Source organism: Amycolatopsis sp. NPDC043887 (assembly GCF_056435665.1).
This window is the reverse complement of sequence record NZ_JBWKEB010000014.1, coordinates 19,247-44,042: the sequence shown is the minus strand read 5'-3', so window position 1 is coordinate 44,042 and position 24,796 is coordinate 19,247. Positions and strand designations below refer to the sequence as shown.

At 68.9% G+C, this 24,796-nt stretch carries 20 protein-coding genes; 9 read left to right on the top strand and 11 right to left on the bottom strand.

Annotated features, from left to right (window positions below; all coding sequences use genetic code 11):
* Positions 1–41 precede the first annotated feature (41 nt).
* The 4 genes from AC069H_RS31705 to AC069H_RS31690 all read right to left on the bottom strand — a co-directional run bounded on the left by AC069H_RS31705 (position 42) and on the right by AC069H_RS31690 (position 5,534).
* On the bottom strand, positions 42–1,160 hold the full coding sequence (locus AC069H_RS31705) for a cell division protein DivIVA (protein ID WP_478234760.1): 1,119 nt from the start codon (positions 1,158–1,160) through the stop codon (positions 42–44).
* Between the two features lie 118 nt (positions 1,161–1,278).
* Positions 1,279–3,270 (bottom strand): SDR family oxidoreductase, encoded by a 1,992-nt coding sequence (locus tag AC069H_RS31700; protein WP_478234759.1) that lies wholly within the window; start codon positions 3,268–3,270, stop codon positions 1,279–1,281.
* 99 nt (positions 3,271–3,369) lie between these two features.
* Positions 3,370–4,053, bottom strand: coding sequence for a class F sortase (locus tag AC069H_RS31695; RefSeq protein ID WP_478234758.1), 684 nt, complete (start codon positions 4,051–4,053; stop codon positions 3,370–3,372).
* Between the two features lie 11 nt (positions 4,054–4,064).
* Positions 4,065–5,534, bottom strand: a complete 1,470-nt coding sequence (locus tag AC069H_RS31690) for a SpaA isopeptide-forming pilin-related protein (RefSeq protein ID WP_478234757.1) — start codon at positions 5,532–5,534, stop codon at positions 4,065–4,067.
* A gap of 314 nt (positions 5,535–5,848) precedes the next feature.
* On the opposite strand from AC069H_RS31690, the gene AC069H_RS31685 reads away from it, so the two are divergent.
* The 4 genes from AC069H_RS31685 to AC069H_RS31670 all read left to right on the top strand — a co-directional run bounded on the left by AC069H_RS31685 (position 5,849) and on the right by AC069H_RS31670 (position 10,461).
* Positions 5,849–6,685, top strand: coding sequence for a Bax inhibitor-1/YccA family protein (locus AC069H_RS31685; protein ID WP_340687070.1), 837 nt, complete (start codon positions 5,849–5,851; stop codon positions 6,683–6,685).
* A gap of 72 nt (positions 6,686–6,757) precedes the next feature.
* Positions 6,758–7,291, top strand: a complete 534-nt coding sequence (locus AC069H_RS31680) for an LppU/SCO3897 family protein (protein WP_478234756.1) — start codon at positions 6,758–6,760, stop codon at positions 7,289–7,291.
* Positions 7,292–7,429: 138 nt separating this feature from the next.
* Complete coding sequence (locus AC069H_RS31675) at positions 7,430–8,698, top strand: YeeE/YedE family protein (protein WP_478234755.1); 1,269 nt, start codon at positions 7,430–7,432, stop codon at positions 8,696–8,698.
* Positions 8,699–8,928: 230 nt separating this feature from the next.
* On the top strand, positions 8,929–10,461 hold the full coding sequence (locus AC069H_RS31670) for a DHA2 family efflux MFS transporter permease subunit (protein WP_478234754.1): 1,533 nt from the start codon (positions 8,929–8,931) through the stop codon (positions 10,459–10,461).
* A gap of 95 nt (positions 10,462–10,556) precedes the next feature.
* On the opposite strand, the gene AC069H_RS31665 is transcribed toward AC069H_RS31670, so the two are convergent.
* Positions 10,557–11,777, bottom strand: coding sequence for an acetyl-CoA C-acetyltransferase (locus AC069H_RS31665; RefSeq protein ID WP_478234753.1), 1,221 nt, complete (start codon positions 11,775–11,777; stop codon positions 10,557–10,559).
* A gap of 179 nt (positions 11,778–11,956) precedes the next feature.
* On the opposite strand from AC069H_RS31665, the gene AC069H_RS31660 reads away from it, so the two are divergent.
* The 5 genes from AC069H_RS31660 to AC069H_RS31640 all read left to right on the top strand — a co-directional run bounded on the left by AC069H_RS31660 (position 11,957) and on the right by AC069H_RS31640 (position 17,499).
* A complete protein-coding gene (locus tag AC069H_RS31660; RefSeq protein WP_478234752.1) occupies positions 11,957–13,327 on the top strand; it encodes a cystathionine beta-synthase in 1,371 nt (456 codons plus the stop codon).
* Between the two features lie 233 nt (positions 13,328–13,560).
* A complete protein-coding gene (locus tag AC069H_RS31655) occupies positions 13,561–14,961 on the top strand; it encodes a hypothetical protein (protein WP_478234751.1) in 1,401 nt (466 codons plus the stop codon).
* Between the two features lie 152 nt (positions 14,962–15,113).
* Positions 15,114–15,674: a hypothetical protein gene (locus AC069H_RS31650; RefSeq protein WP_478226220.1), complete on the top strand. Its 561-nt coding sequence runs from the start codon at positions 15,114–15,116 to the stop codon at positions 15,672–15,674.
* Positions 15,675–15,717: 43 nt separating this feature from the next.
* Positions 15,718–16,290 carry a hypothetical protein gene (locus AC069H_RS31645; protein ID WP_478234750.1) on the top strand — a complete coding sequence of 191 codons (573 nt, stop codon included), beginning with the start codon at positions 15,718–15,720 and terminating at the stop codon, positions 16,288–16,290.
* A gap of 51 nt (positions 16,291–16,341) precedes the next feature.
* Positions 16,342–17,499, top strand: a complete 1,158-nt coding sequence (locus tag AC069H_RS31640; RefSeq protein WP_340687078.1) for a cystathionine gamma-synthase — start codon at positions 16,342–16,344, stop codon at positions 17,497–17,499.
* A gap of 325 nt (positions 17,500–17,824) precedes the next feature.
* Here AC069H_RS31640 and AC069H_RS31635 read toward each other — a convergent pair whose 3' ends face one another.
* The 6 genes from AC069H_RS31635 to AC069H_RS31610 all read right to left on the bottom strand — a co-directional run bounded on the left by AC069H_RS31635 (position 17,825) and on the right by AC069H_RS31610 (position 24,767).
* On the bottom strand, positions 17,825–18,103 hold the full coding sequence (locus tag AC069H_RS31635) for a hypothetical protein (protein WP_478226222.1): 279 nt from the start codon (positions 18,101–18,103) through the stop codon (positions 17,825–17,827).
* 119 nt (positions 18,104–18,222) lie between these two features.
* Entirely contained in the window at positions 18,223–19,089 is an 867-nt protein-coding gene (locus tag AC069H_RS31630) for a ferredoxin (protein WP_478234749.1), read from the bottom strand.
* A gap of 34 nt (positions 19,090–19,123) precedes the next feature.
* Entirely contained in the window at positions 19,124–19,981 is an 858-nt protein-coding gene (locus AC069H_RS31625; protein WP_478234748.1) for an immunity 49 family protein, read from the bottom strand.
* Between the two features lie 6 nt (positions 19,982–19,987).
* Positions 19,988–23,857 carry a hypothetical protein gene (locus tag AC069H_RS31620; protein ID WP_478234747.1) on the bottom strand — a complete coding sequence of 1,290 codons (3,870 nt, stop codon included), beginning with the start codon at positions 23,855–23,857 and terminating at the stop codon, positions 19,988–19,990.
* On the bottom strand, positions 23,857–24,171 hold the full coding sequence (locus tag AC069H_RS31615; RefSeq protein ID WP_378435661.1) for a type VII secretion target: 315 nt from the start codon (positions 24,169–24,171) through the stop codon (positions 23,857–23,859). Before AC069H_RS31615 ends, AC069H_RS31620 begins: the two co-directional genes overlap by 1 nt.
* A gap of 32 nt (positions 24,172–24,203) precedes the next feature.
* The gene (locus AC069H_RS31610) at positions 24,204–24,767 is read right to left on the bottom strand and encodes a YbaB/EbfC family nucleoid-associated protein (RefSeq protein WP_478226226.1); all 564 of its coding nucleotides are present in this window, start codon (positions 24,765–24,767) and stop codon (positions 24,204–24,206) included.
* Between the last annotated feature and the right edge of the window lie 29 nt (positions 24,768–24,796).

Sequence of the window (24,796 nt, the reverse complement as noted above, 5' to 3'; positions counted from 1 at the left end):
AAAGAGAGTGACAGCAAAGGTCCCTTGCTACTTCGTGCTGTTCAGGAGCCGGTTTTGGCGGGTGACGGCTTCTGCCCGTTCGACTTCGGGCCGTTCTGCTCGTTCTGTCCGTTCTTCGGCGCAGCGGCGGCAGGCGCCGAAGGAGCGGGCTTGGGAGAAGGTTTGGCGGTGGCCGGAGCGGCGGCCTTCGAGGCGGGCGGCTCGGCGGGCTTGCCCGCCGGCTTCTTCTCCTCGGCCTTGCTGTCGCCACCGACGAGCTTCGAAGCGTGCGGGATCACCGACTCCTCGGGCAGTGCCGCGAGCATCGCCTCGCTGCCCTTCAGGACCTCGTCGGCCTGCATCAGGCTCTTGCGGGCCTGCTCGCGGATCTCCGCCAGCCGCTCGACCTTCCGCTGGGCGGCCGTCGTGCGCTGGGCGGCGGTCGTCGTGGCCTCGTCGAGCCGGCGCTTGGCTTCGGCCGTTGCCTCGTCGATGCGGCGCTTCGCCTCCGCGGTGGCCTCGGCGATCCGGCGCTCGGCCTGATTCTTGCTGGCCGTCTGCTGGTCGGCGATGTGCTTCTCGTGCGCGGCGCGCTGAGCCGCGATCGTCTGATCGAACTCGCGCTCGATCTTCCGGCGCTTGCGCTCGGCCTCGTTGTCCAGCAGTTCCCGGCGCTGGGCGGCCTCGACGGTCAGCCGCTGGACCTCGGCCCGCGTCTCGGCGAGCGCCGATTCGTGCTCTGAGTGCAGCGCGTCCGCCTGCTTGTCCAGCTCGGCGACGAGCCGCGTGTAGCGCTCACGGAGCTTCTTCGAAGCTTCGCTCGACGACGCCCAGTGCTTCTCGGCGGCGACCTCGGCACGCTTCGTGATCTCTTCCGCGCGCGCCTGTGCGAGCGTGACGGTGCGCTGCATCCGCTCGTCGAGGTCTTCGAGCCGCTCCGGCGGCTTCTTCAGCTCCTCGATCCTGGCGTTCAGCTTCGCCACCTCGTGGCGGACGGTTTCGAGTTCGCGCGTGGCCGATGTCGCCTGCGCGATCGCGGCGTCGCGGTCGGTGATCACGCGGTGCAGCTGGGCTTCGAGATGATCCAGATACTGGCGCACTTCGTTCCGGTCGAAGCCGTGCCAGGCCTGGGTGTATTCGCGCCGCAGGGGCAACAGGCCGTTGTCTCGCTCGGGAACCATGGCCACGACGGTACCTGCGTACCCGGTGTCGCCGTTGTCAGGCTTCGTGATTCACCGACGTGTGTCGGCTCTCAGCTGCGATCCCTCACCTGAACGGCCGCCACCCGTGTGCGCAGTGTCACCAATGGAAGCCGCGGCTGAGCCGGGCGAGCGCCATCGCCGCACGAGACAGATGCTGCTCGCCCTTCCCGATCTTGAGCCCGCCTTCGCCGCCCGCGGCCGCGGAATCCGGGAACACCCGGAATCCTTGGTAGGCCACGGCATCCGTGAGTCCCGGTGTGAGCGTGTACGCGAGCCCGATCGCCTGCCCGGCGGGCGTGCCGATGTGCTTCGGACGCTCCCTCAGCGCCTTCATCACCATGTCCGCCGCCTGATCCGGGGATTTGGTCGGAAACGCGTCGTAGATCTTCGTCGGCCGGATCATCGGCGTACGCACGAGTGGCATGTGGATGGTCGTGAAGGTGATTCCATCGCCGTGGGTCTCGGTCGCGGCGATCCGGGAGAAATAGTCCAATGCGGCCTTCGACGCCGCATACGCCGAAAAGCGCGGCGCGATTCCCTGGACGCCGATCGACGAGACGTTGACGATATGCCCGAACTTCCGCTCGGACATATGCGGCAGCACCGCGAGGATCAGCCGCACCGCGCCGAAGTAATTGATCGCCATCGCGCGCTCGTAGTCGTGGAACCGGTCGTACGACAGTTTGATCGACCGCCGGATCGACCGGCCGGCGTTGTTCACGAGCATGTCGATCCGGCCGTGCTCGGCGAGCATCGCGTCGACGGCCTTGTGCACCGATTCCTCGTCGGTCAGGTCGGCCGGGTACACCGACGCGGTGCCGCCCGCGGCGATGATCTCGTCCCGCACTTCTTCGAGCTCGTGCTGCCGCCGTGCCACGAGCAGCGGCACCCCGCCCGCGGCGGCGACCTTGATCGCGGTCGCCCGGCCGATGCCCGAAGACGCGCCGGTGATGATCACGCGACGGCCGTCCAGTTCGCCGCGCGGGCCGTGCTTGCGGGCGCGGAACGGGTCCAGGTGCTCTCGCCAGTAGCGCCACAGGGTGGGCGCGTAGTCCTCGATCCGGGGCACCTCGACGCCCGAACCGATGAGTGCCTTGCGCGTCGACGCCGACGAGAACACCGACGGGAACGCCATGGTCTCCAGCAGCACCGGCGGGATCCCGAGCCGCTCCAGCACGGCGTCACGCGCGATCGTGAAGCCGGGGATGTGCTCGCTCAGTTTCACCAGGTTGACGATGCCCTTGGACACGCGTTCGTTGAGCTGTACGGAGATGGTCGGCGCACCCGCCGCCTTCGCGAACGCGTTGTAGACCGAGACGACCGGCTGCGGTTCCGGGTTGACCAGGTGGAACGCGCGCCCGTCGAGCCCCTTCGTGGTGATCAGGGCGTTCAGCGATTCGGCGACGTAGTCGACCGGGACGACATTGGTGTCGCCGAGGTCGGGGCCGACGATCGGCACGTCGGGCAGCCCGGCGAGCCTGCTGATCGCGGGGAACAGGTAGTACGGGCCGTCGATCTTGTCCATTTCGCCGGTCTCGGAGTTCCCGACGACGACTGCGGGCCGGTACACCCGCCACGGCACGTCCTGCTGCTCGCGCACGAGGCGCTCCGCCTCGAACTTCGTGCGGTGGTACGGCGTGACGAGCCGCTGGCCGACGTCGAACATCTCTTCGGTGAACATGCCCTCGTGGTCACCGGCGACGGCGACCGAGGACACGTGGTGCAGGCAGCCCGCGTTCAGATCGGCGGCGAGCGCGATCACCTGCGCGGTGCCCTCGACGTTGGCCTTGATGCTGGCTTCGTCGTCGGCGGTGAGGTCGTACAGGGCGGCGAGGTGGACGATGTGATCGACGCCGCGAAGCCGCTCACGGTCCTCCCCGGAGACGCCGAGCAGTGGCTCGCCGAGGTCACCGGTGACGAGGGTGACGCGTTCCGGATGCGGCCAGGCGTTCACGAGTTTGGCGAGTTTGTCCCGCGAGGACGCCCGGACGACGAGCGCGACCTCGTCGACGTCGTCCCTGGTGAGCAGCAGCCGGGTGAATTGGCGCCCGATCAGCCCGGTCGCCCCGGTCACCAGAAAAGTCGCCATTCGCCTCACCCTTCACCGTGCTCGCCCGCGTCCCCCGGCATTCTGCTGCATCAGGACGGCGAGGACCACCACGACACCAGTGAAGTTACTCACGGGTAACTAGGCGGGGTCGGCGATGACGACCCGGTTCTCGGCGTAGCCGGTCTCCCCGCCGACCCAGCGGCCGCCACAGGTGACGAGGACTATCCGATGTGGACCGGACTGGCCGAACAGCTCGTCCGCCCGCTGCGGCAGTTCGTTCTTCTTCAGCGTGATCAGCTGGGAGACCTTGTACTGCCAGGACTTGCCCGCCTTGTCGACCACTGTGACCGTGCCGCCGATCCGCTCGGTCCACAGCTCGGCGAACGGACCCGTCGCGCCCTTCCAGTTCACGTGGCCCGCGAACACGCTCGCGCCGGTGGCCGCGCTCAGCTCGGCGCCCCACCAGGTCACCTCGCCGAGATTCTCCGGCACGGGAAGCTCCGCGCCCGGCCCGAGTTCCTTGCGCACGAGTTTCGCGGCACCGCCCGCGGGCAGCCGGATCGTCCCCGGCCGCTGCGGTTTCGGGGCTTCGGGCTCCTTCGACACCGGCGGAGTGGCCGTCGGAGTCGTGGGGACGACGTCCGGCGGAGGCGGGACCTCCTGTTGCGCGGGCGCGGCCGGAGCGCCGCCCGCGACCGAGACGGAGACGGCCTGGGCCGTCCCCGTCACCACTGTCGTCGGCGGCCAGATGAGCAAGGCCGCGACGAGGTCCGCGCACAGGACCGTGACGGCTCCCAGCGCGAACCCGCGTCGTACTGACATCCCAGAACCTCTTAGCGTCGCGAAGACCGCCGCGCGGCCACGCCCACCATCAGCGAACCGAGCAGCGCGAGCGCGCCGACGCCGAGGATGCCGGCGGTCGACGCCGAATTCTCGACGGTGCCCTGCATCATCGCCACCGGCCGGTCGCCGGCGGGGATGGTGCGCGGTACCTCGTTGGGCGTGTTGGCGACCTTGAGCGCCAGCGTCTCACCCGGTTTGACCTCACCGCAGGCGGACGGCGGATTCTTCGGGTCGAACGCGTTGGTGTAACCCGGCGGCGCGCTGACCTCGACCACGCAGATCTCCTGCGGGGTCCGCAGGTTCTCCACGGTGACGGTGCCGTTCTCGCCTTCGGTGGTGACGACGGCGGGTTTGCCGTCGGCGCCGTTGAGGGGTTTGCCGTCGTGGCCGACCGCGGCCGTCGTCTTGTCCTTCGCGGTGATCCGCAGCACGGCGCCCGCCACGCCCTTGTCGGTCTTCGCGTCGACCTTCGTCACCTGGACCTTGCCCGGCTTCGAAACGACCGCGACACCTTGGGCCTTCAGTTCCTTCTCGCCGCCGGTCGAGACGACCTTCTGCACGCCGGTCTTGACGGGGAACTGCACGTACGGCCGGTCCGCCGGGGCGGACAGCGAGCTGGCCAGCTTCGGCTGGTCACCGGTCGGCGTCACCTTGACCGTGACGGTGCCGTCCTCGCCCGTCTTCACCGTCGTGGCCTTCTCGGCCTTGGCGTTGGATGTCGACGCGGGCTTGGTGCTCTCGCCGCTGTCGACGGTCGCGTTCGACGGCGTGAGCTGCACGGGCACGCCGGAGACGCCCTTGCCCTTGGCGTTCTTGACGCTGATCGTCCACTCGCCGGCGGTGCCGATGTGCTGGTCTTCCTTCGGCGGCGTGATCGCGGTGGTCCACGGGCCGCGGTTCGCTTCGGCGTCCTTGGTCAGCTTCTCGACGGCCGTGGCGCCTTCGGGGAACTGGGCCTTCAGCTTGTCGAGATGATCTTGGATCTTGTAGCCGATCTTGTTGGAAGGCAGCTCCGGGTCGGTGTCGGCGTCGGATCGCGGCTTGGCCGTCCAGGAATGGAGCAGGTGAGCGAGTGCGGCGGCTTCGGCGTTGTCCTGCGTGCCACCGTAGCGAAGCAGCAGGTAGGAGATGTTGGCCGCGATGTCCGCGGGCAGCTTCTGTCCCCACTTGTCCAGCAGCTCGTCGCCGGGCTTGTACTCCTCGTTCGTGTCCGGCGCCTTCTGCTGGAAGCTCACGCAGAAGACGTGCTTGCCGTTGACGACGTAGGAACCGAGCCAGTCCTTCTTCGGTTTCACGTCCTTGTAGGGCTGGCCGGGTGTAACCCCGAAGCCGATGCCTTCGTTGTCGGCGGCCGAGGCCGGTGTCACCGCGACGGTGGCGGACAAAGCGCCTAGCAGGCACGTCGCGATCAGGCTGGTCAAGGCGCGCGAACGCACGCTCGGGCGTGTGGTCCACCCCATGGTGTGTTGACTCCTTTGGCCGTGCTCCGCCCCGGCGCATTTACGCCGGCGCAGGTCACACGATCGATAGGTTCCCCGACACGCCTTCGGTGACAATCCGAACACGTAACGTGGAGGGTGGCGGGTGATCAGCGGTTTTGGCAATACGGCATCAGGTGGGGTATCGGTGAACGGTCGGTGATCTCCACCGCATACGGTGTGGGGGATGGGCGTCGCGCCGATTGTGAGTAAAGTCGTCTTTACTTCGACGGGAACCGGGCGGCCCACGCGGTCGTTGAACCCGATGCAGGTGCCAGTAGATCCAGGAGGATCAGGTGCGATCCAGTAGCAACCCGGCGTTCCGGAACCTGCCGCGTGGCGCGGCGCAGTACGGACCCAACGTAGGCTTCAACCAACCCCAGGGCGGCGTGCCCGGCTACGGCCCTCCGCAGACCTCCGCCGGTGCCGACGACCGTCCGATGACCGTCGACGACGTCGTCATCAAGACGGCGCTGAGCCTCGGCACCGCGCTGGTGACCGGTGTGCTCACCGCGATCTGGGCGATCAGCCAGCTGCCCGTGGACGCCGCGGGCCGGATCACCGGTATCAGCGGCGGCGTGATCGGCGCGCTCGTCGGCGGCATGATCGTCGGCCTCGTGATCTCGCTCGTGATCATCTTCAAGCAGAAGCCGAGCGGTCCGCTCACGCTGGCGTACTCGGCCGCCGAGGGTGTCTTCCTCGGTGCGATCAGCGGTCTTTTCGAGGCGCTGTACCCCGGTATCGCGCTGCAGGCGATCATCGGTACCGCGGGTGTCTTCATCGCGATGCTGGTCGTCTACAAGACCGGCGCGGTCAAGGTCACCCCGAAGCTGACGAAGTGGATCATCGGCGCCGTCGTCGGTGTCGCGATCCTGATGCTGGTCAACCTCATCACCAGCTTCTTCGGCTTCAACCCGCTGCGTGACGGCGGGCCGATCGCGATCATCTTCAGCCTCGTGGTGATCGGTGTCGCGGCGTTCAGCTTCCTGCTCGACTTCGACCAGGCCGACCGGATGATCCGCGAAGGCATGCCGTCGAAGTGGGCGTGGTTCGCCGCCTTCGGTCTCATGACCACCCTGGTCTGGCTGTACCTCGAGATCCTGCGGTTGCTGTCGTACTTCCAAAACGACTGATCCGGGCTTTCGCGAAAGGGCGCTCCGAGCGATCGGGGCGCCCTTTTTCGTCGCCGCGAATACGCTGACCCCATGACCGAGCACAGTGGCGAACCCGCCAGGCCGAAGCGTTCCAAGTGGTTCTGGGTCGGCCTCTTGGTGCCGGTCGCGATCGTGGTGCTGAGCGCGTCGTCGTGGATCGTCGGCTACCTCTCGAACACCGACGACGTCCGGGTGGGGGACTGCTACGCGGTCACCACTTTCGGTGACATCGGCGAGGATCCGGTCAAGGCGGATTGCGGTTCGGCCGAGGCCAACGCGAAGGCCGGCGCGAAGACCGACGCGGGTGGCGCTTGCCCCGCGGGCGAGTATGACCAGCTCACCGTCGACAAGACCTTCGCCTCGTACAAGCTCTGCATGATGATCAACGCCAACCAGGGCGACTGCCTCGAGAACTTCCTGGCCGACAGCGTGGCCTACCAGAAGGTGCCCTGCTCGGATCCCGCGCGGGACGCGGAGGTCCTGAAGGTGGTCGACAGTGTCGCGACCTGTGACGACACGGACGCGACTCACCTCAAGAGCTACTCGACACCGCCCTCGACGGTCTGCGTGAAGAGCACCAAGTAGCAAGGGACCTTTGCTACCGCCGCCATCCGGCCCTGCGCGCGCCGCCGTTCGTCGCACAGAGTGGGACGCGCTGCGACCGGGCCGCCACCGGTCCTAACGTTGCTCGTCCCCAACCCCGCCGATCGACGTGGAGTCCTGGTGGCGACGACCGAAACCCAAGCCGGCGAGAAGAAACTCCTCGACTTCCCGACCTCCTGCGCCGCCCCGGTCCCGCGACCGGAGGAGCCGGTCAAGGTCGTGCCGCTGGCGGTCGCGGGTGCCCTCGCGGTCGGGCTGACCTGGTACGTCTGGGCCGCGCACGGCGCTAAATTCGGTGTCTTGCTCATCCTCGGCCTGCTGCTCGGCCTCGCGCTCTTCCACTCACGTTTCGGGTTCACTTCGGCCTGGCGCCAGCTGATCGCGGTCGGGAACGGCCAGGGCCTGCGGGCGCACACGCTGCTGCTCGGCACGGCGGCGACGTTGATCGCGCTGATCGCGGGCACCGGATCCGGGCTCTTCGGCAGCTCGCCGAATCCGACCGCGGGTGGGCTTGGGCTCGCGCTGTTCGTCGGCGCGACGATCTTCGCCATCGGCATGCAACTGGGTGGCGCGTGCGCTTCGGGAACGCTGTTCGCGGTCGGCTCCGGGCAGTCGGCGATCGTGCTGACCCTCGGTGGTTTCATCACCGGGTCCGTCCTCTACACGTGGGCGTATCCGCTGCTGTCGGGCTGGCCCGAATTCAAGGGCATCCTGCTCGCCGACCATGTCGGCTGGTTCGGTTCGTGGGCGATCACCGTCGTCGTCCTCGCCGCGATCGTGCTGGGGACCCGGTTCGTGCAGAAGCGCCGCAACCCGCCGCCGGTCGACGTCGTGCCGACCGCGCGCGGTTTCGCCCGGATCTACCGCGGCTCCTGGCCGATCCTCGTCGGCGCCGTCGTGCTCGGGGTGCTGGCGGGCGCGGTCTTCCTGGTCTCCGGCGGGATCTGGGGTGTCACGAGCGCGTTCAGCCTGTGGGGCGCCAAGATCCTGCAGGTGTTCGGCCTGCACCCCGAGACCTGGGAGTTCTGGCGGATCAAGGCGAACGCGGCGTCGCTGGCGGGGCCGATCTGGAAGGACAAGAACAGCCTCACCGACATCGGCATCATGATCGGCGCGGGTGTCGCGGCCGCGGCGGCGGGCGCGTGGAAGATCCACAGTTCGATCCCGTGGCGGACCGCGGTCGCCGCGGTGCTCGGCGGGATCCTGATGGGCGTCGGCGCGCGGATGGCGGGCGGGTGCAACATCGGTGCCTACCTCGGCGGCATCTCGGTCGGCAGCCTGCACGGCTGGCTGTGGGGCGTCTTCGCGCTCGGCGGCACCTGGATCGGGCTGAAGCTGCGACCGCTGTTCGGGCTCGGCAACCCGGCTCCCACGGACAGCGTCTGCTGATCACTCTTCGTGACAAGACGTATGCGGGTCTGTCCTTTAGGCCTGCATGCGGGGAAAAGGTTGGCAGGTAAAACCCGTGTTCGGCTACCCTCGGCTACGTACTGAGCTTGCGCATTAATGCACAAGCTCGTTTGGGGAGCTCGGCGCGAGGCCGGGCGTCGATTCCGTAGTCGCGACCGCGGGGGGTTGTCGCGTCCCGGGGGACACTGAGCATCAGGGACGGATTTTTCATGTCAACGCAAAGCCCGGCCGCACCGGGCGGCGACAAACTCGACGCCGGCGTGCTCAAGATCGCCGGCGTCGTCATCCTCGGCGCGATCATGGCGATCCTCGACACGACGGTCGTCAACGTCGCGCTCCAGAAACTGACCATCGAGTTCCAGACCTCGTTCGACACCATCCAGTGGATCGCGACCGGCTACATGCTCGCCCTGGCGACGGTCATCCCGATCACCGGCTGGGCTTCGGACCGGTTCGGCACCAAACGGCTCTACATGACCGCGATCGGGCTGTTCCTGATCGGGTCGATGCTCGCCGGCATGGCCTGGGACGTCGAATCGCTGATCGTCTTCCGGGTCCTGCAGGGCTTCGGCGGCGGCATGCTGATGCCCGCCGGCATGACGATCCTGACCAGGGCCGCCGGACCGCACCGGATCGGGCGCGTGATGGGCGTGCTCGGGGTGCCGATGCTGCTCGGCCCGATCGGCGGCCCGATCCTCGGCGGCTGGCTGGTCGACGCGGTGAGCTGGCGCTGGATCTTCTACATCAACGTGCCGATCGGCCTGATCACCATGGCCATGGCGTGGCGCCTGCTGCCGAAGGACCGGCCGGAGCCCAGTGAACGCTTCGATTTCCTCGGCATGATGATGGTCTCGCCCGGCCTGGCGGCGCTGATCTTCGGTGTTTCGAACATCCCGGCGGCGGGCGGTGTCGGCGCGGTGGACGTCTGGCTGCCCGCGCTGGCCGGGATCGCGTTGCTGGTGGCGTTCGTGGTCCGGGCGAACCGCGTGGCGAACCCGCTGCTCGACCTGAAACTGTTCAAGAACCGGTCGTTCTCCGTCGCCATGGTGACGATGACCTTCTTCTGCGTCGCGTTCTTCGGCGCGATGCTGCTCCTGCCGACGTATTTCGTGCTGGCGCGCGGCGAATCGGCGATGAACGCCGGTCTGCTACTCGCCCCGCAGGGTGTCGGCGCGATGCTGACCATGCCGATCGCGGGCCGGTTCGCGGACAAGATCGGCGCGCGGAAGATCGTGCTGCCCGGTCTCGTGCTGATGCTCGCCGGCCTGATCGCCTTCACCCAGATCACCGCGGCGACGCCGTACTGGCTGCTGCTTTCGGCGCTGTTCGTGATGGGGCTCGGCATGGGCGCGACGATGATGCCGATCACCTCGGCCGCGTTGCAGACGCTCAAGTCGGAGGACATGGCGAAGGCGTCGACGGCGACGAACATCCTGCAGCAGACCGCCGGGGCGATCGGTTCGGCGGTGCTGTCGATCATCCTGGCGGCGCTGCTCGCCGGGAAGTTCGGTGTGCCGACGGCGCAGGGGCAGCTGGCCGCGACGGCCGCGGTGATGAACCCGGTGACGCGCGAAGCGGCTTCGGGGCTGACCGCGGACGCGTTCTCGACGACGTTCCTGTGGTCGATGATCCTGCTCGCGCTGTGCCTGATCCCGGCGGCGTTCTTGCCGAAGACCAAGCCCGCGCTTCCGGAGGGCGCGGACGGCGAGGTCGCCGCGGTCCCGCCGATCATGACCCACTAGGCCCGAAAAGGGAGCAAGGGACCTTTGCTCGCGTCGGTTAGTGCACTAACGAACGCGAGCAAAGGTCCCTTGCTCTCTTTCCGCAGGTCAGCGGGTCAGGAGAGGCGCTCCAGGACCATCGCCATGCCCTGGCCGCCGCCGACGCACATCGTCTCGAGCCCGAACTGCTTGTCGTGGTGGCGCAGCGAGTTGATCAGCGTCGAGGTGATCCGGGCGCCGGTCATGCCGAACGGGTGGCCGACGGCGATCGCGCCGCCGTTGACGTTCAGCTTGTCGAGGTCGATCCCGAGGTCCTTGTAGGACGGGATGACCTGCGCGGCGAACGCCTCGTTGATCTCGACGAGGTCGATGTCACCGATGGACATCCCGGCGCGGGCGAGGGCCTGCTTCGACGCTTCGACCGGGCCGTAGCCCATGATCTCCGGCGACAACCCGGAAACGCCGGTGGAGACGACCCGGGCGAGCGGCGTGAGGCCGAGTTCCTTCGCCTTGGTGTCGGACATGATGATCACCGCGGCCGCGCCGTCGTTGAGCGGGCAGCAGTTGCCCGCGGTGATCCGGCCGTCGGGGCGGAAGACCGGCTTGAGGCCGGAGACGCCTTCGAGGGTGACGCCGGCGCGCGGGCCGTCGTCCTTCGAGACCACGGTGCCGTCCGGCAGGGTGACCGGCGTGATGTCCTTGGCCCAGAAGCCGTCCGCGATGGCCTTCTCGGCGAGGTTCTGCGAGCGGACGCCGAACTCGTCCATCTCCTCACGCGAAACGTTCTTCAGCCGCGCCAGGTTTTCGGCGGTCTGGCCCATCGCGATGTAGACGTCCGGCAGGGCGCCGTTCTCGCGCGGGTCCGTCCAGCTGTCGGCGCCCTCGGCCGCCACCTGCGCGGTGCGGGCCTCGGCGTCGGCGAACAGCGGGTTGTGCGTGTTCGGCCAGGAGTCGGAGCTTCCGTTGGCGAAGCGCGACACGGTCTCGACGCCGGCGGAGATGAACACGTCGCCTTCGCCGGCCTTGATCGCGTGCAGCGCCATGCGGGTGGTCTGGAGGCTGGAGGAGCAGTACCGGGTGATCGTGCAGCCGGGCAGGTGGTCGTAGCCGAGTTCGACGGCGACGGCGCGGCCCATGTTGAAGCCCTGCTCGCCGCCGGGGAGACCACAGCCCAGCATGAGGTCTTCGATCTGCGTCGGGTCGAGTTCGGGGACCTTGTCGAGCGCGGCGCGGACCATCTGCGCGGCGAGGTCGTCCGGGCGGATGCTCACCAGCGATCCCTTGCCGGCGCGGCCGATCGGGGATCGGGCGGTGGAGACGATGACGGCTTCGGGCATGGAACGACACTCCCTTGTTTTCGATCCAGACGCGCTAAGCGGTTGCTCACCTCGCATCCTCCACCGGAGGAAGGTGCGGGTCAAAGGCGAACGCGATCCACGCCACTCTTTCCGACGACACCGCCTTACGCCGGAGTTCGAGTGGGCACATCGCGACCTGCGGCGTTTAGGCTGTGAGTGTGGAATACGTCGAGCACATCGTGGACCTCGTGGGCAACACCCCTCTGGTCAAGCTGAACGCACTGGCCGAGGGGCTCCAGCCGCTCATCCTGGCCAAGGTCGAGTACGTCAACCCCGGCGGCAGCGTCAAGGACCGCATCGCGCTGCGGATGATCGAAGCCGCGGAGCGGTCCGGCGAGCTGAAGCCCGGCGGCACCATCGTCGAGCCGACGTCCGGCAACACCGGCGTCGGGCTGGCCATGGTGGCGCAGCGCAAGGGGTACAAGTGCGTGTTCGTCTGCCCGGACAAGGTCAGCGAGGACAAGCGCAACGTGCTCAAGGCCTACGGCGCCCGCGTCGTGGTCTGCCCGACCGCGGTCGCGCCGGAGCACCCGGACTCGTACTACAACGTCTCCGACCGCCTCGTGCGTGAGATCGAGGGCGCCTGGAAGCCGAACCAGTACGCCAACCCGGAGAACCCCGCCAGCCACTACCACTCGACCGGCCCGGAACTCTGGCGCCAGACCGAGGGCAAGATCACGCACTTCGTCGCGGGCGTCGGCACCGGCGGCACGATCTCGGGCACCGGCATGTACCTCAAGGAGGTCAGCGACGGCCGCGTCCAGGTCATCGGCGCGGACCCCGAAGGCTCGGTGTACTCCGGCGGATCCGGGCGGCCGTACCTGGTCGAGGGCGTCGGCGAGGACTTCTGGCCGGACACCTACGACCGGAACATCGCCGACCGGATCATCGCGGTGTCGGACGCGGACTCCTTCGACATCACCCGCCGCCTCGCGCTCGAAGAGGGGCTGCTCGTCGGCGGCTCGTGCGGCATGGCCGTCGCCGCGGCGCTCAAGCTCGCCGAGGGCCTCGGCCCGGACGACGTCGTCGTCGTGCTCCTGCCCGACGGCGGCCGCGGCTACCTCACCAAGGTGTTCAACGACAGCTGGATGTCCTCCTACGGTTTCCTGCCGCCGGACTCCAGCGGCCGGACCGTCGGCGACGTCCTGACGAAGAAGAGCGGCTCGCTCCCCAGCCTGGTGCACAGTCACCCGAACGAGACCGTCGCCGAAGCGGTGGCGATCCTTTCCGAGTTCGGCGTCAGCCAGATGCCCGTGGTCAGCGCGGAACCGCCGGTCATGGCGGCCGAAGTCGTCGGCGCGGTCAACGAACGCGATCTCCTCGAGGCGCTCTTCACCGGCAAGGCCCAGCTGGCCGACCGGCTCGAGCAGCACATGTCGCCGCCGCTGCCGACCATCGGCGCCGGTGAACAGGTGAGCGTGGCGATGAACGCGCTCTCGGGCGCGGACGGCGCGCTGGTGCTGGTCGACGGCAAGCCGGCGGGGGTCGTCACCCGGCACGACCTGCTCGCGTTTCTCGCGGGACGGTAAAGAGGCATTTCATCGGATGGTCGGGCCGGGGCGTTACGAGCGGCCCGACCGGCTATCCGATAGCGTGTCCGGTGAGTTGAACTTTTATGTCCTCGTCAAGGGGGTTCAAGACCCAAATGAGTGCTCCGCAGCCACCGAATCAGCCTTGGGGTGGCGCCCAGCCACCGCAGGGACCCCCGAGTGGCCCTCAGCCGCAGCAAGACAACCCGTTCGGTTCCCCGGAACCGACCCAGGTGGTGCAGCCCGGCCAGCCCGCCCAGCCCGACTACGGGCAACCGCAGTACGGGCAGCAGCCCTCCTATGAGCAGCAGCCCCAGGGAGGCGGGTTCGGCGACACGCCGGAGCCCACGCAGGTCGTGCAGCCGGTCCAGCCGGGTTCCAACGACGCGAACGCGACCCAGGTCGTGCAGCCGGTGAGCGGCGGCGGGGAAAGCCCCACCGCCGAGTCCACCCAGCTCGTGCCGCCGGGTTCGCAGCCGCCCGCCATCCCGTACGCCCCGCCGCCGAGCGCGGCCGACAACCCGTCCGCCGGTGCCTACGGCGCCCAGGGTGGCGGCTTCGGTCAGCCGCAGGGCTTCGGCCAGCCCCAGCAGGGCGGCTTCGACCCCTCGCAGGGCCAGCAGCAGCCTGGTTTCGGCCAGCCGCAGCAGGGCTTCGGCGGACCGCCGCAGGGCGGCTTCGGCCAGCAGCCCGGTTTCGGCGGACCGCCGCAGGGCTACAGCCCCGCCGCCGCGGGCGGTGGCGGCGGGAACCCGATGTTCGGGTTCATCGCCGGCGGTGTCGTGGCGTTGCTCGGCCTGATCGCCTTGATCGTGTCGTTCGTCTACTTCGGTGACGCGAGCGACTACTCGAAGGTCTTCGACAGCGCCCCGAACCAGGAACAGATCGACAAGTTCCTCGACGAGGCGGGCGTGGCCGGTCCGGGCGCCACGTGGTTCTACGTGATCATGCTTCTGGTCGGATCGCTCGTTTCGCTCGCCGGTGGTGTCGGGCTCGCCCTCGCGGGCAAGCTCCCGGGCACGGTGAAGAAGATCGCGCCGATCGTCGCCGCCGCCGGTGGCGCGCTTCTGGTGCTGTTCGGCGTCCTCCTGCTCGTCGGTTCGACCCCGTCGTCGGACTTCCTGGAGAAGCTGCCGCCTTCCGCCAGGGAAGGCGCCGGTATCGGCGGTGGCCTGCTGCACCTGCTCCTCGGCATCGTGATCCTGATCGTCGGTGTGCTGGGCCTGATCCCGGCGACCGCGCAGTTCGTGGGTCTCGGTGGCGGCGGTTCGGTGCTGGGTGCCCCGCAGAGCGGCCAGCCCGGCGGTTTCGGCGGTCCGCCGCAGGGTGGCTTCGGCCAGCCCGGTCAGCCGGGTCAGCCTGGTCCGTACGGACAGCCGCAGGGTGGCTTCGGTCAGCCGTCTTCGGGTGGTTTCCCGCAGCCGGGGCAGCAGCCCGGTGGCTTCGGGCAGCAGCCCGGCCAGCAGGGTCCGCCCAGCGGTGGGTTCGCCCAGCCGGGCCAGCAGCAGGGCGGCTTCGGTCAGCCTCCGCAGCAGCCCGGCGGTTTCGGGCAGCAGCCCGGCCAGCAGGGTCCGCCCAGCGGCGGTTTCGGCCAGCCGGGCCAGCAGCCCGGTCAGCCCCCGCAGCAGTGGTGATTCACCACCACTGAACGGTTTCGTTCGGAACACCCTCGGCACTCGCCGGGGGTGTTTCCGTTTAGCCGGGGGTATCCCGATTCGCCTGCCGCGGCCAGGTCCCGCGGGCTAGGGTGAGCGCCGTCAACCCACACCTGGCCGACGGGAGCGACGTGACCGGTCCGTACGGATATCCCGCCCAGCAGCCCGGACCGCCGGTTTTCGGATATCCCGCTCCGCAGGCCCGGCCCTCCGGGGCGACGGCGATCATCGCCGCGGTGCTGGGCCTCGTCGGTGCCCTCGCGTCGGGCTTCATCCCGATCCGCTACTTCATCGAGCTCCCGTCGGGGTTCAGCCTCTCGAACCTGCCGGGCTTCGCGCTCGTCGAGCTGGTGCTGTACCTGCTCGCCGCGTTGTTCCTGCTGATGGGCGCGTTGACGACGTTCTTCCGGTCGCTGATCGGCGCCATCCTGCTGATCCTCGGCTCGCTGCTCGCCATCCTGGCCGTCGTGCTGGAACCGATCGCTTTCCGCGTGCCGTACCGGATCCACCTCGACATCCTGCTCCGGTTCGCGACCTTCGACGGCGTCCTCCGCCTGGCCATGGTCGTGTTCGGGCTGCTCGCGCTCCTGCTGGCTGTGCTCCCGCCGACCTTCAGGTACCTGCGCTGGCGGCCCGCGCCGGTGCAGCCGTACCGGCCGCAGAACCAGTTCCCCCAGCAGGGCGGATGGTGAGATCCGGCGTACTTCACGGCCCAGGAATTCGACAGGGGGAGACATGACCTTCCAGCAATACCCACCGCAGGGCTATCCGGCACCCGGTGCCTACCCGCCGCCGATGCGGCAGCCGAGCGGTGCGACCGCGATCATCGCCGGGATCCTCGCGATTCTCGGCGGGCTCTGGTTCCTCGCCGGGCTGGCGTCCCACGTCATCGAGCTGTCCCACTACGTCATTTCGTTCCTGGTGGTCGGGGCGGCGCTGGACCTCGTCAGCACGGCTTTGCTCTTGGGCGGCGGGATCATGCTGCTCCTGCGCAAGCGGGCCGGACGGGTGCTCACCGTGATCGGAGCCGCGTCCTCGATCGGGTTCGTGGCGCTGACCTTCCTGCTCCGGGCGATCGGGCATTTCTACTTCTCGTACGGCGGGGTGAGCCTGCACTTCGGCTTCGGCTGGCTCCTCTTCGTGGTCCTGATCCCGGCGATCGCGACCCTCGTGCTGGCGCTGGTCCCGCCGACGGCGCGCTGGCTGGCGGCCAAGCCGAAGACCGACGGCGCCGTGCAGCCGCCGAACTTCGGATACCCGCCGGCTCCCGGTGCCCAGCAGCAGGGACAGCCACCCGGGCAGTGGTGAGTTCGATCCCAGACGATGGGATCCCGCACGGGTGGTCGTACCCTTGACCGTATGGCCGACGATTACTCTCTGCTGGGCTTCGAGACGCGCGCGATCCACGCCGGGCAGACCCCTGATCCCCGGACCGGCGCGGTCATCGTGCCGATCTATCAGACCTCGACTTACGCGCAGGACGGCGTCGGCGGCACGCGCGAAGGCGACTACGAGTACTCCCGCACCGCGAACCCGACGCGCACCGCGCTGGAGGTCGCGCTGGCGGCGCTCGAAGGCGCGCGGCACGGTCTGGCCTACGCGTCGGGTATGGCGGCCAGTGACGTCCTGCTGCGGGCGACCCTCCGGCCCGGAGACCACCTCGTGCTCGGCAACGACGCGTACGGCGGCACGTTCCGGCTGATCGACAAGGTGCTCAGCCTGTGGGGCGTCGAGCACACGGTCGCCGACCTGGGGAACATCGACGAGGTCCGCGCGGCGATCCGGCCGGAGACGAAGCTGATCTGGTGCGAGTCGCCGACGAACCCCATGCTGGGGATCGCCGACATCGCCGCGCTGGCCGAGGTCGCGCACGGCGCCGGCGCCCGCCTGGTCGTCGACAACACCTTCGCCACCCCGTACCTGCAGAACCCGCTTTCGCTGGGCGCCGACGTCGTCCTGCACTCGACGACCAAGTACCTCGGCGGGCACTCCGACGTCGTCGGTGGTGCGATCCTGACGAACGAGGACGAGTTGCGCGAGCAGCTGTTCTACCTGCGCAACGCGGCGGGCGCGGTACCCGGCCCGTTCGACGCGTGGCTGACCCTGCGCGGGGTCAAGACGCTCGCGCTGCGGATGGAGCGGCACAGTGACAACGCCGAACTGATCGCCCGGATGCTGCTGAAGCACCCGAAGGTCGATCGTGTCTACTACCCGGGCCTGCCGGAGCACCCCGGCCACGAGGTCGCCTCGAAGCAGATGCGGCGCTTCGGCGGGATGATCTCGTTCACCCACATCGACGGCGAGCAGGCCGCGCTCGACGTCGCGTCGAAGACGAAGCTGTTCATCCTCGCCGAGTCGCTGGGCGGGATCGAATCGCTCATCGAGCACCCGGGGCGGATGACCCACGCGAGCACCGCCGGGTCCACCCTGGAGGTGCCGGACAACCTGCTGCGGCTGTCCGTCGGCATCGAGGACGGCAGCGACCTGGTCGACGATCTGGCCAAGGCCCTGGGCTGACCGCCGCCGAGCTCAGGGAGTGAGCAAGGGACCTTTGCTACCGCTCTCCCCGGAGGGCAGGAGGGTGTGCGGGAATAGAGACGTTGAGTGTCCTTATTTCCCCACACCCCTCACCCCGCGTAGCGACGCTGACCGACCGTGTGGGTTTTGGGACGTCAGATGTCCCAAAACCCACACAGTGACCCGTGGGCCGAGCCGGGCCGCTGCGCGCGTGGGAGCAAGGGACCTTTGCTACCGCTCGCTTAGCCAAGCTAAGCAAGCGGTAGCAAAGGTCCCTTGCTCTGTTCGCGCTGGTCAGCGCGGTGTGGTGGGTGGAAGCGCCCGGCTATGGGCGGTAGTTGCTGGGAGTGACGCCGCTCTTCGCGTCGGCCTCGTGGGAAGTCCCCTTTGGGGCGGCCGGCAGCTCGGAGCCGTCGACGCAGCCGCCGACGAGTTCGATGTGGTTGTCGTGCCGGATGTACTGGCCCGGATCCACGCAACCGGCGCGGTCGACCGTGTAGACGGCGGCGCCGGTCAGCAGCGCGGCCGAGGTGAGAGCCAGCACGACCGGGAGCATCCCGGCGGAACGGGTCGCCCGGACCCTGCCGATGTTCCCCCGTGCCATGTGCGCTCCCTGGTCGCCTTCGCCGCCGCCGTCAAGAGTACCCGGACCGTGAACCTGTCACGTGACGTATCCGTCAGGTGGCATGATCCGGCCTCGAATCACCCGCGCAGCACCGGGTCCTAAGTGGACGGTTGACCGGTGATCGCGGCGACCGCGAGTTCGCGTTCGGGCTCTCCGACCTCGGGCAGGGTGAACCGCAGCGCCCGGATGTGACCGAGCAGCTCGGGATCGGGCGCCACGTCGTGCTCACGCAGGTAGTAGGCGACCGCGCCCGGCCAGTACCACCGGCCGTCCGTGCGGAAGTTCAGCGGCACCAACGGTTCCCTGTCGGGATCGAAGGCGTCGGCGTCGTAACTCCGTGACGCCAGCACGACCGGGGCACCGTCGAGGTACTCCAGCACACGGTCCCGCTCAGCCGGGGAAAGCTGCTCACGGTTCACCATCGGGCGCCCGGACTCGTCGAGACCGTCGTAGACCCGCGGCGACTTCAGCGCCTCCGGGGTCTCGGCGAGCGGAGTCGCCACCGAAGGCTCGCCCGCCGGTGCGATGTCGAGCCCGGCGCGCTGCCGCAGCCACGGCGGGATGCTCTGCTCGGCGCGGGGGAAGAACCGCAGTTCGTCCTGGAAGCCGATCGGAGGCGGCGCCTGCCGCCACGGCGGCTCCACGTCCGCGAGGAAGTCCGTGCTGAGCACGGTCGCCGAACCGTAGACCAGGATCGCGCTCAGCCACGTCCCGCGGCCGGGCTGGTACATGCCCGCCCGCAGGTTCCCGAGCAGTTGCACGGCTTCCGGACTCGGCTGCACCGGACGCGGCAGACCGTCCTGACCGGTGACGAGCAGGTCGACCTCGACGTGCCTGCCCGCCGCCCGGTACTCGACGCGCATCTGCTGCCAGCCGGGCGGCAGCGGCGTCGCGAGGGCATGGCCGATCTGCCAGACGAGCTGCTGTTGCTGCTGCTGGTTCAACGGCCCCTGTGGCTGGCTCATCCCCTCATCCTTTCAACACCTTCGTGGCGGCGGCTTACGTCGACATCTCGCCGACCCGGGTGCCGTCCAGCAGGTGAATCGGCAGGTAATCCGATTCGACCTCGATGGTCACCCCGGCGTCGTGGGCGAGACAGGCGATGGCAAGCGGCCCCAGCGCGACGAAGCCCTCGGGATCCCGCAAGCGCTCTTCGTCGGCGGTCCAGTATCGCTTGTGCAGTTCCAGCGCGTTGGCGAGCGAGTCGTTGAACTTGGCGTCCTCGCGTTGGGTCAGGAGGTAGAACATCTCCATCGGCGGATAATAGAGCTGAAGGACGGGAGCGGCTTCGAAGCGTTCCAGCCGCTCGGGGTCGGTGCCGCTCATCGCCTCCAGCACCGTGTCGATCAGGTTCTCTTCGCCGCGCCAATAGCTCTGGAGGGCGTGTACCCAGGAATAGAGGAACTCGTCGTACTCGTGGCCGGATTCGCGGAGCAGGTCGATGGGAATACCGGCCAGCAGGTCGATCCGCGGGCGCTCGCGGCAGATCATGGCCAGATACAGGGCGGTCAGCCAGTTCGCGGCGTTGGTGTCGGTGGTAGGGCCGGTCGCCTGCCGCCGGATCGTCTCGTCGCCGAACCGGAACTCGACGTCGCCATCCGTACTGCTCGCGGCCTGGAAGAGAGCGGCTGACGACTGCATTGCCCGGACCAGTGCGTACCAGGTGTCGGCCCAGGCGGCCCTCGGGTCGTTCGCGCAGCGGTTGCCGAACTCGGACAGGGATCGCGACATCGCGAAGCCCGGGCCGAGCGGAATCTCTTCGATGTCCTCGCGTACCTCATGGGCGCGGGCCACGAGAAGCTCGACGGTCTCCTCTGCGTTGGGCGCATCGACGTCATGCCGGGCGATAGTGCGCACGAGGTGTCACTCCCTGCGGTTCTTGGGCGGACGTGGCGTCAGGTCGAATTCCTTCAGGTTATAGCCACCGTACACCGGTCGTTTCAGGTTCTTACCCGGGTTATCGGGGTCGGGAATCGGCTTCCCGGCGGGGTCGAGCACGTCTTCCTCGCGTACTCGGGCCCTTGCGACCGAGTACTCCAGAGTGCCTCTGCGCTGGGCGCGGTCGATATCCATGGCGAGCGCCTTTTCCGCGGGCGTGCCGTTGTTCTCCATGTTCTTGGTGATGCTTTTGACGTACTCCGGGTGGCCCTGTTCGTAGCGGAGTTTCCCGGCTCCCTCGCGGACGCCGAGCCCGGCGTTGGGCCCCTTCGCCTCGACGATGACGATATGGGTCTCACCCGTGTGCTTGTTCTTGACCTCGTAAATCTGGTCGAACCGGCCCGAGCCGGGCTTTTGGCCGTCCCGGTGGGTGTTGTCCCCGTGCCGATCGGTCGGCAGCGGTGTGCGCTCGTAGTCCTTGTCCGGATACTTGTCCCGGATCGCGTCTTCACCGGCGTGCTCGCCGAGTTCTTCGCCCTTGTCGGTCCGTACACGGTGGGCGTCGCTGCGTTCCTTCTCGATCTCTTCGGTGAGCGTTCCCTTTTCTTTCGCGTCCTGATAGTCGGATTCCGCGGTCTTGGCGCGCTCGTTCGCCTTCGCGCGTTCGTCGATGAGTTTCTGCGCGTCCTCTTTTTGTTTCGCCGAGGCTGGGTGTTCGACTTCGCGATCCCTGTGGTAACGCGATTCCTCGAAATCGTCCGACTTCGGCGAGAACTTTTCACCATCCGGCTTGGACGGGTTCTCTTGAATCTTCGGCACGCGTTCGTCGGTGGCGTCGGGCTGGTCCGCGTTCTTACGCGTGTACGAACCGTCCTTGTGCGGTCCGTCGTAGTACTTGGCGCGGTAGTCCGGGTCGTTGATCTTTTCCTGCATGGTGGCGCGAGGTACCCGGTCCCGGCGCTCGATATCGACCTCTTCGTCCGGAATCTCACGACGGCCGCGGTCGCGGGCGCTGTCGGCGTCCACGTCCTGCTTGTCCGCGTGCGAGGTGTCCGGGGTGAAGCCGTCGTCGCTCGCCCGGCGGGCGGTGCCGTCGGGGCTGTGGACGTCCCATTCGCCGTTCGGCGGGATCTTGGGCCGGGGACGGCCGTCGGGGCCGATCTCGTAGTCGGACGAGAAGACGCGCCCGTTCGAGTCGGTCCAAGCCGGCTTGCTCGGCGCCATCACCTCGGTGTCGAGTTCCCGCGACAGACGGCGCGCGAAGTCGTTCGAGCCGGCGTCACAGCCGATCAGGCGGATCGGGCGACCGTCGTAATCCCCGTTGCGCCGCAGGATGTCCGCGAACTCTTCCGGGGTGTAGGTGCGGTTGCCGATCCGGGCGTGCCCGTCCGGCGTGACGTGTACGTCGACGGTGTAGCGGCCGTCCGGATCCGGCTTGACCCGGTGCGGCAGGTCGCCCATGTCCGAGTCGCCGCGGTGGTACGAGCTACCCGCGGGGGTGCTCTCCGAATGCCGCTGGTTGACCTCGTCGGGCGTCAACGGACGATCCGGCTCGCCGTCCGGGCCACGGTCGTGCGGCGTGCTGTCGGGATGCCCGTTCGGGTCCGGGCGCGGTCCGTGCCCGTCGGGTCCGTGCCCGTCCGGCGAATGCGGCGGCCCGGAGTGGCCACCGGGGCCGCGGCCGCCCGGACCGGTGTTGCCGGGGCCCGTGCCGCCGGGCCGGTTGCCCGGGCCGTGGGTGCTCGGTGAGCCGGTGTGCGGCTGGGCGCCGGGGCCGAAGTCGTTGCCACGAGCGACCGGCTGCGGCTGATGCGGCTGGTTCGGCCGTCCATCGGGACCGGTCTGGCCGGGTCCGCGGCTGGGGCCGGTGTGGGTGTCAGGGGTGCGCGGGGCGTTCGTGTCCGGGGTGCGCGGCGAACCGGGCGTTCCCGTCCAGCCGCCACCCTGCGGCCTGCCGCCGGGCGAACCCGGGGTGCCGCCGGGGGCGCCACCCGGAGCGCCTTGCGGCGGCATGCCGCCGGCGATCGGCTGGCCCTGCGGCGGGACACCGTGCGAAGCGTCGCCACCGGGACCGCCGCGCTGAGAAGGCGCGTGTGACGGGCCGGCGTCGCCGAGGCGGGGTGCCGTGGGCGCGGTGCCGCTGGTCGTCGTTCCGCTGTCGGTCGGCCGGGTGGGGCCGCCGCCGTCGTTGCCGCCGTGGTGGCCCGGTGACGGGTCGGACCGAGGGGTGGGCGAACCGCCGCCGTCGCCGCCGTGCGTCCGGGGCGAGCCGCCGCCGTCGCCTGTGTGGCTGGGGGTGCCGCCGGTGTCGGCGCGGGTGTGTGGGGTGGGGGAGCTGTCGGGTGTGTGGCTGGGGGTGCCGCCGGTGTCGGCGCGGGTGTGTGGGGTGGGGGAGCTGTCGGGTGTGTGGCTCGGGGAGGCGCCGCTGTCCGCCCGCGTGTTCGGGGCGGGCGAGCCGCCGGTGTCCGCGCGGTTCGGGCTGGGCGAGCCGTCGTCGGACGCGCGGTTCGGGGTGGCGGAGTCGCCGGGAGAGTCACCGTCGGACCGGGTGTGCGGTGCCGACGTGTCGGAACGGGCTGTGCTGGGGGAACCATCACCGCCGGCGGAGTTTCCGTCCGAAGTGGACGGTCCGTCGCCGCTACGGTTGGGGGAGCCGCCGTCGGAGCGGGTGGACGAGCCGCCACCGTCACCACCGCGGGTGGTGTTCGACGGGGTGTCTCCGCTGGACCCGCCGTTCGAGCCGGAATCACCTGAACCGCTGGTGTCTCCGCCGGAGCCGCCGTTCGGGCCGCTGTTGGTGTCGCCGGAGTCGCCCCCGGAGTTGTCGCTGTTGGAGCCGCTGCCGGACCCGTCGCCGTTGCCGGACCCGTCGCCGTTGCCGGACCCGTCGCCGTTGCCGGACCCGTCGCCGCTGCCGGAACCGTCGCCGTCCGGGCCGTCGCCGGAGCCCGAGCCGCCACCGCCGGTCCCACCGGATCCGCCGCCGCTGCCACCGCGCTGGATGAACCCGCCCGGCTTGATGTTCTTGGTGTTGATCACGTCCAGGCCGGTGACCTTGCCCGCGATCTTGCCGAAGATCTTGATGATCTTCTCGAAGACGTCGGCCAGCTTGCCCAGCAGCGGTGAGACCCGCCGCATCGCGTCGCAGAGTTCCTTGAGCTTGTCGGCGATCTTCGCGGCCCACTTGGCGATCGCGGTGACGGCCTGCGCGACCACCACGGGCGTGCCGAAGCCGAGGGAGAACACCGTCTCCATGACCCACGCGATGAGCTTGCCGACCGCGTCCGCGATCAGCTGGCGGATGAACTCGCGGACGAACGCGACGATCTCGCCGAAGATCATCACGACGGTGCTGATCGCGCCCGCGACCGTCGCCGCGCCGCTGATCGCCTCGGCCTGTTCCGCGGCCTGCTTGCGGTACTGGTCGGCCGCGTCGCCCGTCCAGCCGGAAGTGCCGTTCTTGACCGCGTTCGAGAACTCGACCTGGGTGTCTTCCAGTTTCTTGGCGACGTTGCCCCAGGTTTCGGAGTACGACTGGATGACCGGCGGATCGCCGGCGACGGCGTCCAGCATGTCCTTCAGCGGCTGCATGTGTTCCATCAGGAACGACGCCACCGACGACATCAGGTAGCCGAACGGGTCGATCGCGGCGCTGGCCATCTCGCCGGCGAGGCTCAGCACGCCGAGCCCGCCACCGATCCAGTCACCGTTCGAGATGCCGTTGAAGGCGTCCATGGCCGACTCGGCGACGCCGATGCCCGCCGCGTAGCCGTACTCGCTGTTCCCGGCCGTCAGCGGTCCGGGGCCGTCGCCATCGGTCGGTGCGTTCGCGACGAGCGGGTTTCCCTCGGGCATCAGTCAGGCACCTGCACGTTCTTGAATTCGGCGGCGAAGTTCTCGTCCTGCGTCTGGTAGGCGTTCGACGCGGACCGCACGTTGTTCGCCACCGTCGTCGCGGCCTCGACGGCCTTGGTCAGCGCGTTGATGCCGAACTCCTCGACCGGGTCGAGCATCATCCGGAACGGCTGGCAGATGATGCCGTACGCGTCGGTCGGCATGCTCACCTGCTGCGCGGCGTCGACCGCCGTGCGCAGGCCGTCGGCGATGCCGTCGATCTGCTTGGCGTGCGCGTCGAGGTCGGCGCCGAGCTCATACCCCTTGCCTGCCATGGTTTCTCCCCTCTACCAGGCCGGATGGACGTCTACGAAAGGATGCTGCCGCCGAAGTCGTCGTCATCGTCGTCCTGCGTGCGGCGGCGGCGCGGGATCGGCTTCGGCTGAGGCGGATTCTGGGGCGGATTCTGGGGCGGACTCGCCTGCGAGGACGGCGGCTCTTCTTCCTCCGGGCCGAAGCGGTGGTGCCGCTCCGGTTCCGGCGGTGCGAGGTTCTCCTCCGGCGGGGCTTCCGGGAAGGTGCTCTGCGCTTCCGCGATCACCCGGTTCGCCGTCTCGTCGGTGGTTCCGACCGTCTCGGCCATCGCCGCCTGCAGCAGCTCCGGGATCCGGGACTGCGCGAGCTGGACGAGGCGCATGACCTGCGACGAGACCTCCGCCATCCGTTTGCCGCTCGCGGCTTCGGAGATGACCAGGTTCGTGAGCAGGCCCTTCGAGTCGATCGTGACCTCGATGGTGTTGTCCTTCGACCGCTCGGTCACGGTCTGGCCCTGCATGCGTGCGGCCATCGCCTGATAGCGCGCGGCGGTCTCCTGGATCTGCTTCGTCCAGTTGTCCACCATTCGTTCGCTGGCGTCGACGTTGTCCGGCATCGGGACCCTTCCAAAGCTGCATGCTGACG